This is a genomic window from Mesorhizobium sp. C268A, from assembly GCF_040324475.1.
GTDB lineage: Bacteria > Pseudomonadota > Alphaproteobacteria > Rhizobiales > Rhizobiaceae > Mesorhizobium.
On sequence record NZ_JAMYVX010000001.1, the window covers coordinates 3,563,516 to 3,578,176 of the forward strand.

16 protein-coding genes are annotated in these 14,661 nt (G+C 64.4%); 10 read left to right on the top strand and 6 right to left on the bottom strand.

What is annotated here, in order from left to right; genetic code table 11:
- Position 1 precedes the first annotated feature (1 nt).
- From NKL06_RS17295 to NKL06_RS17305, 3 genes are read left to right on the top strand one after another with little or no spacing between them, the layout of a single operon-like run.
- Entirely contained in the window at positions 2-697 is a 696-nt protein-coding gene (locus NKL06_RS17295) for a response regulator transcription factor (protein ID WP_023694561.1), read from the top strand.
- The gene (locus NKL06_RS17300; protein WP_023694560.1) at positions 685-2,280 is read left to right on the top strand and encodes a sensor histidine kinase; all 1,596 of its coding nucleotides are present in this window, start codon (positions 685-687) and stop codon (positions 2,278-2,280) included. Before NKL06_RS17295 ends, NKL06_RS17300 begins: the two co-directional genes overlap by 13 nt.
- A gap of 29 nt (positions 2,281-2,309) precedes the next feature.
- Entirely contained in the window at positions 2,310-3,476 is a 1,167-nt protein-coding gene (locus tag NKL06_RS17305; protein WP_023736743.1) for an NAD(P)/FAD-dependent oxidoreductase, read from the top strand.
- A gap of 200 nt (positions 3,477-3,676) precedes the next feature.
- Here the strand turns inward: NKL06_RS17305 and NKL06_RS17310 are convergent, their stop codons facing one another.
- Entirely contained in the window at positions 3,677-4,408 is a 732-nt protein-coding gene (locus NKL06_RS17310) for a DUF72 domain-containing protein (protein WP_023694558.1), read from the bottom strand.
- A gap of 145 nt (positions 4,409-4,553) precedes the next feature.
- Positions 4,554-4,979, bottom strand: a complete 426-nt coding sequence (locus NKL06_RS17315) for a GNAT family N-acetyltransferase (protein ID WP_023694557.1) — start codon at positions 4,977-4,979, stop codon at positions 4,554-4,556.
- 162 nt (positions 4,980-5,141) lie between these two features.
- Here NKL06_RS17315 and leuD point away from each other — a divergent pair, with 162 nt between their 5' ends.
- From leuD to leuB, 5 genes are all read left to right on the top strand, one after another.
- Positions 5,142-5,747 (top strand): 3-isopropylmalate dehydratase small subunit, encoded by a 606-nt coding sequence (gene leuD, locus NKL06_RS17320; protein WP_023694556.1) that lies wholly within the window; start codon positions 5,142-5,144, stop codon positions 5,745-5,747.
- 64 nt (positions 5,748-5,811) lie between these two features.
- Positions 5,812-6,735 (top strand): Ivy family c-type lysozyme inhibitor, encoded by a 924-nt coding sequence (locus tag NKL06_RS17325; RefSeq protein ID WP_023694555.1) that lies wholly within the window; start codon positions 5,812-5,814, stop codon positions 6,733-6,735.
- 306 nt (positions 6,736-7,041) lie between these two features.
- The gene (locus tag NKL06_RS17330) at positions 7,042-7,425 is read left to right on the top strand and encodes a RidA family protein (RefSeq protein ID WP_023683820.1); all 384 of its coding nucleotides are present in this window, start codon (positions 7,042-7,044) and stop codon (positions 7,423-7,425) included.
- Between the two features lie 13 nt (positions 7,426-7,438).
- Positions 7,439-7,789 (top strand): VOC family protein, encoded by a 351-nt coding sequence (locus NKL06_RS17335; RefSeq protein WP_023671691.1) that lies wholly within the window; start codon positions 7,439-7,441, stop codon positions 7,787-7,789.
- A 148-nt stretch (positions 7,790-7,937) separates the two neighbouring features.
- Positions 7,938-9,041, top strand: coding sequence for a 3-isopropylmalate dehydrogenase (gene leuB, locus NKL06_RS17340; protein WP_023694554.1), 1,104 nt, complete (start codon positions 7,938-7,940; stop codon positions 9,039-9,041).
- Between the two features lie 8 nt (positions 9,042-9,049).
- Here leuB and NKL06_RS17345 read toward each other — a convergent pair whose 3' ends face one another.
- The 4 genes from NKL06_RS17345 to NKL06_RS17360 all read right to left on the bottom strand — a co-directional run bounded on the left by NKL06_RS17345 (position 9,050) and on the right by NKL06_RS17360 (position 13,004).
- Positions 9,050-9,448: a MarR family winged helix-turn-helix transcriptional regulator gene (locus tag NKL06_RS17345; RefSeq protein WP_245259985.1), complete on the bottom strand. Its 399-nt coding sequence runs from the start codon at positions 9,446-9,448 to the stop codon at positions 9,050-9,052.
- 49 nt (positions 9,449-9,497) lie between these two features.
- Entirely contained in the window at positions 9,498-9,926 is a 429-nt protein-coding gene (locus tag NKL06_RS17350; RefSeq protein ID WP_023694553.1) for an SRPBCC family protein, read from the bottom strand.
- A gap of 191 nt (positions 9,927-10,117) precedes the next feature.
- On the bottom strand, positions 10,118-10,840 hold the full coding sequence (locus NKL06_RS17355) for a DUF805 domain-containing protein (RefSeq protein ID WP_023687653.1): 723 nt from the start codon (positions 10,838-10,840) through the stop codon (positions 10,118-10,120).
- 325 nt (positions 10,841-11,165) lie between these two features.
- Positions 11,166-13,004 carry a DEAD/DEAH box helicase gene (locus NKL06_RS17360; RefSeq protein WP_023694552.1) on the bottom strand — a complete coding sequence of 613 codons (1,839 nt, stop codon included), beginning with the start codon at positions 13,002-13,004 and terminating at the stop codon, positions 11,166-11,168.
- A gap of 190 nt (positions 13,005-13,194) precedes the next feature.
- Here NKL06_RS17360 and NKL06_RS17365 point away from each other — a divergent pair, with 190 nt between their 5' ends.
- Positions 13,195-13,320, top strand: coding sequence for a hypothetical protein (locus NKL06_RS17365; protein ID WP_023671697.1), 126 nt, complete (start codon positions 13,195-13,197; stop codon positions 13,318-13,320).
- Between the two features lie 107 nt (positions 13,321-13,427).
- Entirely contained in the window at positions 13,428-14,462 is a 1,035-nt protein-coding gene (locus NKL06_RS17370) for an aspartate-semialdehyde dehydrogenase (RefSeq protein ID WP_023671698.1), read from the top strand.
- Positions 14,463-14,661: the final 199 nt, after the last annotated feature.

The window sequence follows — 14,661 nt, forward strand, 5'->3', positions numbered from 1 at the left end:
CATGCCGCATCAGATCCTGGTCGCCGACGACGATCCGCACATTCGCGAGATCATCTGCTTTGCGCTGGAGAGGGCCGGGATGAAGACGCAGGCCGTCGCTGACGGCGCAGCCGCCCTGCAGGCGATCGAAGGCCGCGAGCCCGACCTCGTCGTGCTCGATATCGGCATGCCGGAGATGGACGGGCTGGAAGTCTGCCGGCGGCTGAGGCAGCGCTCCGATGTGCCGATACTGTTCCTGTCGGCGCGAGACGAGGAGATCGATCGCATCCTCGGGCTCGAAATGGGCGGCGACGACTATGTGACGAAACCGTTCAGCCCGCGCGAGCTGGTGGCGCGCGTCAACGTCATCCTGCGCCGCGCCCGCCCGGTGGCGCCGGACCCCGCCGACGACAAGAACTTTGCGCATGGCAAGCTCAGCCTGGTGCCGGCCAGCCACGGCGCCAGTTTCGACGGCAAGGCGCTGGCGCTGACGGCGATCGAATTCTCGATCCTGAAAGGATTTCTGGCGCGGCCGGCGCATGTGCTGGGCCGCGACCTGGTGGTCGCCAGCGCCTATGCCGCCAACATCCATGTCGCCGACCGTACCGTCGATAGCCACATCCGCAACATCCGCGCCAAGCTGGCGGCGGCGGGCTGTCTCGACGCCATCGAAACCGTGCATGGCGTTGGTTTCCGGCTCGGCCGATGCGGCGCCTGAGCGACGCCAAATGGATCGGCACCAAATGGCGGCCAAGGCTGGCCACGGTGGTTCTCGCCATCCTCATCATGGTGCTGGCGCTGCCGCTGGTCGGCCTGTTCTTCTTCCGGCTTTATGAAAACCAGCTGATCCGCCAGACCGAGGGCGAGTTGATCGCGCAAGGCGCCGTCATCGCCGCCATCTATGCACAGAATATCAGTGACGCCGCCATTGCCCCGGAGAAGCTAGGGGTGCCGATGCAGGCTGACAGCGGCGATGCCAGCCGCGGCGACGACTCGCCTTACCAGCCGATCGAGCCGAGCCTCGATCTCGCTTCCGACTATCTGCTGCCGACCCGGCCCGCCGGCATTGCCGCCGCCACCGATCCAGCCTTCACGGCCATCGGCGCGCGACTGTCCGGCATTCTCGACACGACGCAAAAAACCACGCTGGCCGGCTTCCGGCTGCTCGATCCCAAGGGCGTCGTCATTGCCGGGCGCGACGAGGTCGGACTATCCCTGGCCAATGTCGAGGAGGTGCGCGAGGCCCTTGCCGGCCGCTATGCCAGCGCATTGAGGCAACGAATCCCCGATCAGCCGCCGCCGCCGCTCTATTCGGTCAGCCGCGGCACGAAAGTTCGTGTCTTCGTCGCCATGCCGATTGCGGTCGCTGGCCACGTCGCCGGCGTGATCTATCTCTCCCGGACGCCGAACAACATCGTCAAACATCTCTATGGCGAACGCGGCAAGGTGACGCTGGCGGCCATTGCCATGCTGTTCGGCACGCTGCTGATCGCGCTGGTCTTCCTGCGCACCGTCAGCCGGCCGATCTACGCGCTGATGGAGCGCACCAGGCGCATCGCCGCCGGCGACCGCGACGCGATCCGGCCGCTCGACCATCACGGCACGCGCGAAATGGCGGAGCTGTCCGCCGCCTTTCTCGACATGGCCGAAAAGCTGCAAGCGCGCTCCGACAGCATCCAGACTTTTGCCACCCATGTCTCGCACGAGCTCAAATCGCCGCTGACGGCGATCCAGGGCGCGGCCGAGCTGCTGCGCGATTCCGGCGAGGCGATGGATGCCGCCGAGCGCAAGCGGTTCTCCGGCAACATCGTCAATGACGCCGGCCGGCTCAATCTGCTGGTGCGTCGCCTGCTCGACCTGGCGCGCGCCGAAAATCTGGCGCCGAGCGGCGAAAGCACATCGCTCGATGCAGCGCTGGCGCTGCTTCCGGTCGATGGCCGGCTGGCGGTCAACATTGAGGCGGGTGGCGAAATCGGCCTGCGGATATCAGCCGAGAATGCGGCGATCGTGCTTGCCAATCTGATCGACAATTCGGCCAGGCACGGAGCCACCCAGGTTCTTCTCTCTGCGGCCACCGCCGACGGCAAGGCGACCGTTGCGGTCAGCGATGACGGCGCCGGTATTTCGCCGAGCAACAGGGCCCGCATTTTCGAGCCGTTCTTCACCACGCGCCGTGAGTCCGGCGGCACCGGCATGGGCCTCGGCATCGTGCTGGCCCTCCTGAAAGCGCATGATGGCACGATCGCGCTGGTTGACTCCGGACGCGGCACGCGCTTCGAGATCATTGTGCCGGCGGCGTGAAGCATACCGGCGGCCGGATCGGAGAAAACGTGCGCTACGACATTGTCATCATCGGCGGGGCCATCGTCGGCTCCTCTGTCGCCTATTATCTGCGCGAGGAAGGCTTTACCGGCTCGATTGCGCTGATCGAACGCGATCCGCAATTCGCCCATGCGGCAACGACGCTGTCCATGGCCTCGATCCGTCAGCAATTCTCGATCCCGGAAAACATCCGGCTGTCGCAGTTCACGCTAAACCTGTTCCGGCGGCTGAAGGAGACCTTCGGCGCCGATGCCGATATCGGCTTTCGCGAGGGCGGCTATCTCATCCTGGCCGGCGAGGCCGGGTTGCCGATCCTGAAAGCCAACCACGAGGCGCAGGTCGCCGAGGGCGCCGACATTCTGCTCGAGGATGCCGACCAGCTGGCAAAGCGCTTTTCGTGGCTGTCGACGGAAGGCATCAGCGCCGGCGCCTTCGGCCGCAGCGGCGAGGGCTGGTTCGACGCTCATGCGATGCTGACGCTGTTCCGCAAGGCGCTGCGCGACAGACAAATCGATTTCATCGCCGCCGACGTCACCGGCATCGAAAGGCAGGGCAACCGCGTCACCGGCATGGACCTCGACAATGGCGAAAGACTGCAAGCCGGCATCGTCGTCAATGCCGCCGGGCCGAATGCCGGCAAGGTGGCCGGCATGGCGGGACTCGTGCTGCCCGTCGAGCCGCGCAAGCGCAACGTTTTCGTCTTCGAGGCGCGGGAAAAATACGCCGACATGCCGCTGCTGGTCGATCCCTCCGGCATCTATGTCAGGCCGGAAGGCTCGGTCTATCTCACCGGCGGCGCCGAGCCGGAAGAGGGCGACGGTCCCGCCGATCCAGCCGATTTCGAGGTCGACTGGCCGCTGTTCGAAGAGGTGATCTGGCCGGTGCTGGCCACCCGCATCCCCGCCTTCGAGGCGATCAAGCCGACACGCGCCTGGGCCGGCCACTACGACTACAACACGCTCGACCAGAACGCGGTGATCGGGCCGCATCCCGAGGTCGGCAATTTCATCTTTGCCAACGGATTTTCCGGCCACGGCCTGCAGCAGGCGCCGGCGGTCGGCAAGGCGCTGGCGGAGTTGTTGGTGCATGGCGGGTATCGGACGGTGGATTGCTCGGCGTTTGGGTACGCCAGAGTGGCCGAAGGAAGGGCGTTCCGGGAATTGAATGTGATTTGAGGCGGCAAAAGCTCACTGTCGAGTTCCCGCCCACCCCTCTGCCCTGCCGGGCATCTCCCCCGCAAGGGGGGAGATTGGCAGCTTCGGCGAAGGCGCCATTCTTGCAACGTCGGCGATTGGCGAAGCGGTCGCGGCATCTGATCTCCCCCCTTGCGGGGGAGATGGCCGGCAGGCCAGAGGGGGTGCTGTCCCGCGAGCGTCTAAGCAACCATCGCACTGACAGCCATCGCGTTCCCCAGTGCATGCCCGGCGGCCGTGTTGTCGAAAATCCCCCAGACCTCGGCACCGGAAGCGGCCGTTGCTTCCACTTGCCGCGCAAACCGGTCGAGCGTTTCGGTATCGTAACCCGAATAGTAGATGCGCGGCGCGCCGTGCCAGCGGAAATAGGCAAGGCCGGGCCAGCCACCCGGCCCTGCTGCCTCCGGAACCGAAGCCGGGTCGGCGGCGACCCGGGCGACCTGGTGACCGGCCAGCAGTGCGTCCGTCTCGGCACTGAACCAGGTGGGATGGCGCGGCTCGCATGCCAGCCTTGCCCGGATACGCTTGCCCAACATGTCGAAGAAACCGCCGGCGACCTCCGGCTCGAAGGGCAAGCTCGGCGGCAGCTGCACCAGAAGCACGCTCAGCTTTTCGCCGAGACCTTCGACCTGCCCGAGAAAGTCCTCCGTCAGCCCCTCGCAATCAGCGAGGCGATGCTCATGGGTCATGCTCTTCGGTGCCTTGACCGCGAAGCGGAAGTGCTCCGGCACGGCGTGAGCCCAGCGCTCATAGGTCTCGCGGCGGTGCGGCTTGTAGAACGAGGTGTCGATCTCGACGACCGGAAAGCGTTTTCCGTAACGTTCGAGATGCGAACCGGACTGCGGAAACTCAGCCTTGTATCGAGACGGAATTCCCCAGCCGGCGGTGCCTATGAGAGATCGGCGATTTCCCATGCTGGGGATGTGGACCGGATGAAGCGCGGGTCAAGGGCGGCAAGGAGGCGTTGCTCAGCAGGGTCCTGAACACCGTTCCGCATTGCCCGATAACCTTGCCCGCCTTGACTGCCCAACCCGGTCGGCAATTGCGCCCGATGCGGCGTCAGCCCTCGCGGGAGAACCAGAACGCGTCGGCCATGCGCTTCATGCCGATACGCTCGTAGAAGCCGACGGCGTCGGGCATCGAGATCAGGCTGATGGCGACCGAAGGCCCAAGCTGCCGGCGGGCCTCGTCCATCAGGCCCTTGCCGATGCCGACGCCTTGCGCCGATTGCGACACGGCGAGCTCTGAGACGTAGCACACCCAGGAAAAATCGGTGATGGCCCTGATAACGCCGATCAGCGGCCTGCCTTCGATGTCGAGCCGCGCCGTGAGCACCAGGTTCGCGCCTGAAAGCATCGCTTGCAGCCGGGCGTCGTCATCGACGGGGCGTGTTTCGCCGAGCGTGGATTCGACCAGCACGCGGCGGAATTCAGCGACGTCGAGCTCAGGCTCACTGGCATAGATAATATTCGATTGTGTGGTCATGGGCGCAAGGTGCACCAGCGGCGGCCGGTTTTAAAGACGTTTGCCGCCGATCTTTCGATCGGGCCGCGCACCAACAGTTGCCTTTTATTTGCCGGCGGCTTTGTGTAAACCGGGCGCAGCAAACCCTGACGCAACGAATTCGATCAAGAACGGGCAAAAGCCATGGAAAAATTCACCAAGCTCACCGGCGTCGCCGCACCGATGCCGATCGTCAATGTCGACACCGACATGATCATCCCCAAGGATTATCTCAAGACGATCAAGCGCACCGGGCTCGGCAGCGGCCTGTTCGCCGAAATGCGCTACAAGGACGATGGCTCGGAAAACCCCGACTTCGTGCTCAACAAGCCAGCCTACCGCAAGGCGCAGATCCTGGTCGCCGGCGACAATTTCGGCTGCGGTTCGAGCCGCGAACACGCGCCGTGGGCGCTGCTCGATTTCGGCATTCGCTGCGTCATCTCGACGTCGTTCGCCGACATTTTCTACAACAACTGCTTCAAGAACGGAATCCTGCCGATCACCGTCAGCCCCGAAGACCTGGAGAAGCTGATGGACGACGCCTCGCGCGGCTCCAATGCGACGGTGTCGGTCGACCTCGAGGCCAAGGAAATCCGCGGCCCCGACGGCGGCGTGGTCACCTTCGACCTCGACGACTTCAAGCGCCACTGCCTGCTGAACGGTCTCGACGATATCGGCCTGACCATGGAGAAGGCCGGCGCCATCGCCTCGTTCGAGAAGAAGAACGCTGCCGAGCGTCCTTGGGCCTGAGTGGTACGAGATGGCCCGGCCGCCACAAAGCCGGGTTCGTGGCGGCTGAACGGAGGGGACAGTCATGACACGTTTTCTTCTTGCCGGCGCCTGCGCGCTGGCGTGGATGCTGATGCCGGTGGCCGGCGCGCAAGCACAGACCGACACGGTCCTCGTGCCGGCAGAAGATCCGTCCGCCGCCGATCCGGGCGCGTCGAGCAATGCGGCCCTGGCGGACGATGACAGCCAGGGGCCGGTCCCGTTCGAGGGCGGGCAGCTGACCATCACCCAGCCGGAGCAGGATGGCGAAAAGGTGCTGGCCTATGACGGCAAGCAGCTGGCCAGCAATTACGACGTGTTCTTCGACAGAACAGTCAAGGTCGGCGGCGTCGACGTGGCGCTGGTCGATGTCGGCGACGGCGGCAACCAGTGCGGCCCGGCCAAGGTCATCGTCTGGAAGCCGGAAGGCGGCGAGATACAAAGCCTCAAGGTCGAACAGGACGAATGCGGCGCGCCGCCGGCGGCGGTGGCCGACAACGCCATCTTTTTCGTGCCGTATCTGTTGCCGGGCGATACGAAGCAAGCGCTGCAATGGTCGCCCAGCGACGGGCTGACGATCTCGGGCGACCTGACCTACGCGCCGGAGCCGGGTACGGACTGGAAGGACGTCGATCCGGCCAAATACCAGAACATCATCGACGCCTTCCACAATGAGGCCGTCTACAAGGCGGCGCAGACGCTACTCGGCGACACCATGCCCGACATGGCGACCAGCCTGCTGGTCGGCGGCGGCACCGAAAAGACGGCGTCGGGCGCCTTCTACGCCACCGGCTGCGTGCCGCACGCATGCGGCAGCAATGACGGTTTCATGGCGGTCGACCCGGCCAAGCACACGCTCTACTTCGCCCGGCGCGGCGACAATGGCGAGCCGCAGGCGTGGCCTGACGTGAAGACCTGGCCTGCGGATGTGAAGGAAGCAATGGACAAGGCGCAGGAGTCGGGGAACTAGAGTTCGCGGCAGCGCGGCGAACAATCGGTGTTCATGCTTGTTCCGTCGCGATCCGTCACACCCCCCTCTGCCCTGCCGGGCATCTCCCGCTCAAGGGGGGAGATCAGACGTCACTCTGGCTTTCGCCAATCGCAAATGTGGAAAGCGAGAAAGGCGTCCGAACTGCTAATCTCCCCCCTTGAGGGGGAGATGGCCGGCAGGCCAGAGGGGGGTGCTGTCCCGCCGACGACCAAGATTTGCACCTGACTTGGCCCATGGCCTGGCCGGTCCTTTCCTGCAAAGTGTCCGAAACCACAGCGAGGCTCCATGCGCACACTCATCTCCACCGGTTCGCCCTTCGAAAAAACCGCCGGCTATTCGCGCGCGGTGGTGCAGGGCGACTGGTGCTTCGTGTCGGGAACGACCGGCTACGACTATGCGACGATGACCATGCCGGAAACGGTGGAGGCGCAGACGCGCAATTGCCTGGCGACCATCGCGGAGGCGCTGAGGGATGGCGGCTTCGACATGGCCGATGTGGTGCGGGCGCATTACTACATCACAGACCGGGCCATCGTGGACGTCGTCTTCCCCATCCTCGGCGAGGCTTTCGGCGAGATCAGGCCGGCGGCGACGATGATCGTGTGCCAGCTCAACAAGCCGGAAATGAAGATCGAGATCGAAGTCACGGCGCTGCGGCGCACGGCTTGAGGAGGCCAAAGCCATGACGGTCCGGCGCATCGTAGCCAATATCGGGACGCAGGACGCGGCGGCGGCGAAACGCTTCTATCAGGACGTGCTTGGCCTCGATGTGCTGATGGATCAGGGCTGGATCGTCACCTACGGGTCCGACGAACGGATGCAGGTGCAGATCAGCTTCATGGCCCAGGGCGGCTCCGGCACGCCGGTGCCGGACCTCTCCATCGAGGTCGACGATGTCGATGCGGCGCTGCAAGGCATGAAGGCCGCCGGCTTTGCCGTCGAATACGGTCCGGCCGACGAGCCGTGGGGCGTACGGCGGTTTTATGTGCGCGATCCGTTCGGCCGGTTGGTGAATATTTTGTCCCACAAGTGATTTGTTCCTCTCCCCCGCCTCTGGCCACGGCGAGGAACCCAGGTCTTGAGAGGCGGGCGCCGTCGTAGCGTTCTTCATCCCCTTGCGCCGCAAGCTCTTGGCGTTTAGCAAGGCCGCGGTTTCTCCAAACAGCATCGGACGGTTCTCCATGGCTTCGAAAAATCTTCTCCTGCTCGCCGGCGACGGCATCGGCCCCGAGGCGATGGCCGAGGTGAAGAAGCTGATCGCGGCCATGAACGCAAAGCTCGGCAGCGGTTTTGCCACTGATGAAGGCTTGGTCGGCGGCTGTGCCTACGACGCGCATGGCGCGGCGATTTCGGATGGCGACATGGCAAAGGCGATGGCTGCGGACGCCGTGCTGTTCGGCGCCGTCGGCGGGCCGAAATGGGACAAGGTGCCTTACGAGGTGCGTCCCGAGGCCGGGTTGCTACGGCTGCGCAAGGATATGGAGCTGTTCGCCAATCTCCGGCCCGCCATCTGCTATCCGGCGCTGGCCGCGTCGTCCTCGCTGAAGCAGGAAGTCGTCGAGGGCCTCGACATATTGATCGTGCGCGAGCTTACCGGCGGCGTCTATTTCGGCGAGCCGAAGCAGATCATCGATCTCGGCAACGGCCAGAAGCGCGGGATCGACACGCAGGTCTACGACACGTTCGAGATCGAGCGGATTTCGGGCGTCGCCTTCGAGCTGGCGCGCACGCGCAAGAACCACGTGACATCGATGGAAAAGCGCAACGTCATGAAATCCGGCGTGCTGTGGAACGAGGTCGTCACCCAGACCCAGAAGACTCGCTATGCCGACGTCAAGCTCGACCACATGCTGGCCGATGCCGGCGGCATGCAGTTGGTGCGCTGGCCAAAGCAGTTCGACGTCATCGTCACCGACAATCTGTTCGGCGACATGCTGTCCGACATCGCCGCCATGCTGACCGGATCGATCGGCATGCTGCCGTCGGCCTCGCTCGGCGCGCCCGATGTGAAGACCAGGAAGCGCAAGGCGCTGTACGAGCCGGTGCATGGCTCGGCGCCCGACATTGCGGGACAGGGCATCGCCAACCCGATCGCCATGATCGCGTCGTTTGCCATGTGCCTGCGCTACTCCTTCGGCATGGTCGATGAGGCCGACAAGCTCGAAGGCGCCATAGCCGCCGTGCTCGACGACGGGCTGCGGACGAAGGATATTATGTCCGAGGGCATGACCGAAGTCGGCACTGTCGCAATGGGCGATGCCATCATCGCCAAGTTCCTGGCTTAGCGGCCGACTCAGCGGATCTCGCCGGCCAGCCGTTTCAGCAGGCCGACGAGTTGCGCCTCATCCACGGCTGAGAAAAAAGCAGCGTCGGCGGCTTCGACGGCGACGATAGCGCGCTGGACTGCGGCCGTCCCCGTCGTGGAGACGCGGATCACCTTGGCGCGGGAATCCCGCGGGTTGGTGTCCCGCACAATCAGTCCCTTTGCCTCGAGCCGGGCGACGACGTCCGATGTCATCTTCACCTCGGTGCCGGCCTGGGCGGCGAGCTGCACCTGGTTGGGCGGCTCGCCATAGCGGCCGAGCCACATCGCCGAAGCCAGCAGCACGAACTGGACATGGGTAAGGTCAAGCGGGGCCAGCGCCGCCGTCATGACGCGCTGCCAGCGCATGGTGGTTCGCCAGAGCAGCAAGCCGGGGCTCTCGGATGGTCCGCTGAAGCGCGTGTTCAGATCCCCCCGATCAGCCACCGTTCGCCAACACCCTTGCCTGCTCGAACAGTTTGGCCATCGAAGTGTCGAAATCGCCGCTGATCTGCGGCCCGAGCTCTGGTCCGACCTCGGCGGCCGATGGGCCGGAAATCTCGAGGCGATGAGTCACTTGAGTGCCACCCTCGACCGGCGTCAGCGTATGCCTGAACAGCAGTTTCGTGTCGCCGAACGAGGTCTCGTCGGCATACGTCACAGTGTCGACAAGATCGACGATCGTCGATTCGAAGGTGTCCTGCCCGACGGGCGTTACAGAGACGCGGGTGCCCTTGGCGAACGGGCCGTGCAGCACGAACGTATCGGACCCTTCGTAGGTGAGGCGGCCTTCGTGCAGCGCCTTGAGCGCGTTCCAGATGGCCTGCGCCGAAAGGGGGGAAATTGCGGTGTACTCGTTGGTCCACATTTGTCTTGGCTCCATCATCCGTTTTCGATCGTCGATTTGATGAGTGCACAGATTATCTGTGCGCAGACTAAACGGCAAGAGAAATATTTTGTTCGTCCGGTCAAAACAGCAGCTGCCTTCCTGGCTGCGACCTAAGCCATTGTTAAATCGCGGCTGTCCGCAAACAGCCGGCAGTTCATTTCTGGTGCGGTCTAGGCTCCGCCTCCTCCAGGCACCGGCCCCCACTGGTTTTCGTGGGCCTGGGTCGGGATCAATCCGAGTATCAGCGCGAGGATCAGCGTAGCCGGAGCGAACATGAAGGTGATTGCGAAGTAAGGTATTGCCAGCCAGCCGGTCAGGCCGATGTCGTGCAAGCGGCGCACGACGAGCCCGACCCAGGGCAGGAACGTCGCTAGCCAAAACAGCCCCCAGACGCCGATCATCACAATCGGCCAGTTGCCGGCATCGAAATTGCCGACGGCCTGGTCGGCGAGGCCGCCGGCAATTCCGACCAGGATGAAGCTGACGGTCCAGAACAGGCAGTAGCCCCAGAATTCCTTGCGGCGGGCGCGTTCGGCGAAGTTGATGTAGTTGCGCGTCACGCCTCGCCAGAAATAACCCGGCAGTCCGCTATCGCGAACCGCGCCGTCTTCCGCCAGGCGGCCGAAATGCTGTGGCGCGGCTGAAGCGGCAGCCGCCTTGGGCGGCGCGGCGCTTGCCGCTGGCGCAGCGGTGGCGGGACTGGCGGGCTGGGCGCGGATTGAAAAAACGTCGCGCGCCTGACCGCTTGCCGGCAGAAACTCGACCACTGCGCCGTTCGCGATCACGGTATCACGGCGCAGATCCTCGCGCGCGAAGGTGTAGCGGTTGCCGTCCGCCCCGGTGATGAAGCCGAAACCCTGGGCCTCGTCATAGTGAAGAACTTCGCCGCGCATTTAGCCTCGCCCCCGTGTAGGCACAGACTGTTCAAAGTTGCGGCGGACTGCAAGGGGTTGGACGAAATGGAGGGTAAACGGTTCAGGCATGAGTTGCTTCATTTTCCCGTCCGTTGGCGCTGCCCCTCACCTGCCTGCCGGCATCCTCTCCCCGTATAATGGCGGGGAGAGGGGTCGCTGTTATTGACGATTCCGCCAATCGCCAACGTTGCAAGAAGAGCGCCAAGGCTGCGGTCAGCCGTTTCTCCCCGTCACTATACGGGGAGAAACGCCAGGCAGGGCAATGAGGGGCAGCGCCTGCATCTGTAATTGGCCGATAAGAGCCTCAAACCGGCCGCTTCTTCGGTTTCTTGTTCTTCGGCGGTCCAGCCTTGTCGAATTTCGGTTTCCCGGCCCAAGGCTTTGCATCGCCGGCGGGCCGTTCCCGCTTCTCGAATTTCGGCTTGTGTGCGCTTTGCGGCGCCTCGAACGGTCGCTTGCCGCGATGCGGTTTCTTGTCCGGCTTCGGCGCCTGGTAGCCGGCCCGCGACAGGTCGGGCGTGCCGTCCAGGCGCTTCACCACGATGTTGCCCTGCAGCTTCTTGTCGGGGCCGATGGCGGCGAGGAAGCGATCGGCCCAGTCGGCCGCGATCTGCACGTAGGTCTCATCCTGCTGCATCTTGATGGAGCCGATCTCGCGCTTGGAGATGTTGCCGGTGCGGCACAGCATCGGGATCAGCCAGCGCGGCTCGGCATTTTGCTTGCGCCCGATCGACAGCGAGAACCAGACACTGTCGCCGAAGTCGTCGCGCCGGCTTGGCGCTTCATCGCGCTCGAATTTTTCGCCCGCCGGTTTGTCACGCGAAGGCGTGAACGGTGCGACATCCGTAAGCTCCTCGGGCGCCGAGCGGCTGGCGCGGCATTGGCGCACGAAGGCGGCGGCCACCTGTTCGGCGCCATGCTTGGCCAGAAGCGCGTCGATGAAGCCGCGCTCGTCCTCGGCAATCGGCTCTTCGAAGGCTGGATCGGCAAGGATGCGCTCGTCGTCGCGCTTGATGACGTCGTCGGCGGAGGGCGGGCTCGCCCATGTCGCCTTCAGCCCTGCATTCTGCAGCAGCCGTTCGGTGCGCTTGCGGGCGCCGTTGGGCACGATCAGCGCACTGACGCCCTTGCGTCCGGCTCGGCCGGTTCGGCCGCTGCGGTGCAGCAGCGTTTCGGGATTGGTCGGCAGATCGGCGTGGATGACCAGTTCGAGATTGGGCAGGTCGATGCCGCGCGCTGCGACGTCCGTGGCAATGCAGACCTTGGCGCGGCCGTCGCGCATCGCCTGCAGCGCGTGGGTGCGTTCGTTCTGGCTGAGCTCGCCCGACAGTGCGACGACGGAAAAATTGCGGTTGTTGAAGCGTGCCGTCAGATGATTGACGGCGGCGCGGGTGTTGCAGAACACCAGCGCGTTCTTCGCCTCGTAAAACCGCAGCACGTTGATGATGGCGTTCTCGCGGTCGGGATAGGCGACATTCAGCGCCCGGTATTCGATATCGAGATGCTGCTTTTCCTCGCCGCCGGCCGAGATGCGTACGGCGTCGCGCTGATAGCCTTGCGCCAGCGTGGCGATCGAGCGCGGCACGGTGGCCGAAAACATCAGCGTGCGGCGCTGAGCCGGTGCGGCATCGAGGATGAATTCGAGGTCCTCGCGAAAGCCCAGGTCGAGCATCTCGTCGGCCTCGTCCAGCACCACGGCTTTCAGCGCCGACATGTCGAGGGAGTTGCGGGTGATGTGGTCGCGCAGGCGGCCGGGCGTGCCGACGACGATGTGGGCGCCGCGCTCCAGCACGCGCCGTTCGGAGCGCATGTCCATGCCGCCGACGCAGGACGCGACGGTGGCGCCGGTCGGCGCGTAGAGCCATTGCAATTCGCGCATCACCTGCAGAGCGAGCTCGCGCGTCGGCGCCACGGCCAGCGCCAGCGGTGCGCCAGCCTTGTCAAAACGTTCGGCGCTTCCAAGAAGGGTCGGCGCCAAAGCGAGGCCGAAGGCGACGGTCTTGCCTGAGCCGGTCTGCGCCGACACCAGAGCGTCGGACTCGCCGAGCTCCAGCACGGCCTTCTGCACTGGCGTCAGCTCGGTATAGCCGCGTTTTTCCAGCGCTTCTGCCAGCGCAGGAACAATAGCTTCGAAATTGGACATCTCACTCTTTCGGAATTCAGGGTCTGGGCTCATCATGGAGCACATGCCGGGGCTGACGCACGCCAGCCAAACACTATTTGGGCGTTCGTACTTCTTGCGGCCGCTATTGTACAGGGCAGGCGTGTGCCTGGCCGCAATTGACTCCTGACGCAAACCGCGTAAAAGCCGGCATCGAACGGGATCATTTTCGATGCGCGGCCTTCTGATGGCTCTTCTTGCCTTCGACTTCCCCGGCCACAATCATGGGGCCGGGCGCGTCGGCGCGTCTTACCGTTCCAGCAAAACCATGGCCAAAAAAACCACCACCACGGTGTGATTCCCTTGGCCTAACCACCCTCTCCCGGGTCCGGCCCGGGGGACGGAACCCGCATTGGCCGGCGGGTTTTCTCCAAAAACCAAGCGGAGAGGGACAGGAGATTTCTGATGAGTTTCAAGGTTGCGGTAGTCGGCGCCACGGGCAATGTGGGTCGCGAAATGCTCAACATACTGGAAGAGCGCGGCTTTCCGGTAAGCGAAGTCGTGGCGCTGGCCTCGCGGCGCAGCCAGGGCACCGAAGTGTCGTTCGGCGACCGTTCGCTGAAGGTCAAGACGCTCGACCAGTATGATTTTTCCGACACCGACATCTGCATCATGTCGGCCGGCGGCAACGTCTCGAAGGAGTGGTCGCCGAAGATCGGCAAGCAGGGCTGCGTCGTCATCGATAACTCGTCGGCCTTCCGCTATGATCAGGACGTGCCGCTGATCGTGCCGGAAGTGAACCCGGATGCGATCTCGCTGTTCACCCGCAAGAACATCATCGCCAATCCGAACTGCTCGACGGCGCAGCTGGTCGTGGCGCTGAAGCCGCTGCACGATGTCGCCACCATCAAGCGCGTCGTCGTCGCCACCTATCAATCGGTATCCGGCGCCGGCAAGGAAGGCATGGACGAACTCTTTACACAGACCCGCGCGGTGTTCGTCGCCGATGGCGTCGAGGTCAAGAAGTTCACCAAGCGCATCGCCTTCAACGTCATTCCGCATATCGACGTCTTCCTCGACGACGGCTCGACCAAGGAAGAGTGGAAGATGGTCGCCGAGACCAAGAAGATGCTCGACCCCAAGATCAAGCTGACGGCGACCTGTGTGCGCGTGCCGGTGTTCATCGGCCATTCCGAAGCCGTCAACATCGAGTTCGAAAAGCCGATCACCGCCGACGAGGCGCGCGACATCCTGCGCGAAGCGCCAGGCTGCCAGGTCTTGGACAAGCGCGAGGATGGCGGCTACATCACGCCGCTGGAATCGGCCGGCGAGGACGCCACCTTCATCTCGCGCATCCGCGAGGATTCGACCATCGACAACGGCCTGTCGATGTGGATCGTCTCCGACAATCTGCGCAAGGGCGCGGCGCTCAACGCGGTGCAGATCGCCGAGCTTCTGGTCGAGCGCGGCCTGATCCAGCCGAAGAAGAAGGCGGCCTGACGGCTGGTTTGTTTTCGCTCACGGGGTTCGGCCTTCGGCCGATTCCGTTTATCGCTCACGGGCCGTATCGCCGCTGCCGCGGCTGGCCCTCCGCGGGGCGCCGGAAAGCCGGCGGCCCGTAGTCGCGGGCTCGGCCTTCGGCCGAAGCCTTCCTTCTCCCCGTTCACGGGGAGAAGGTCCCGGCAGGGGGATGAGGGCA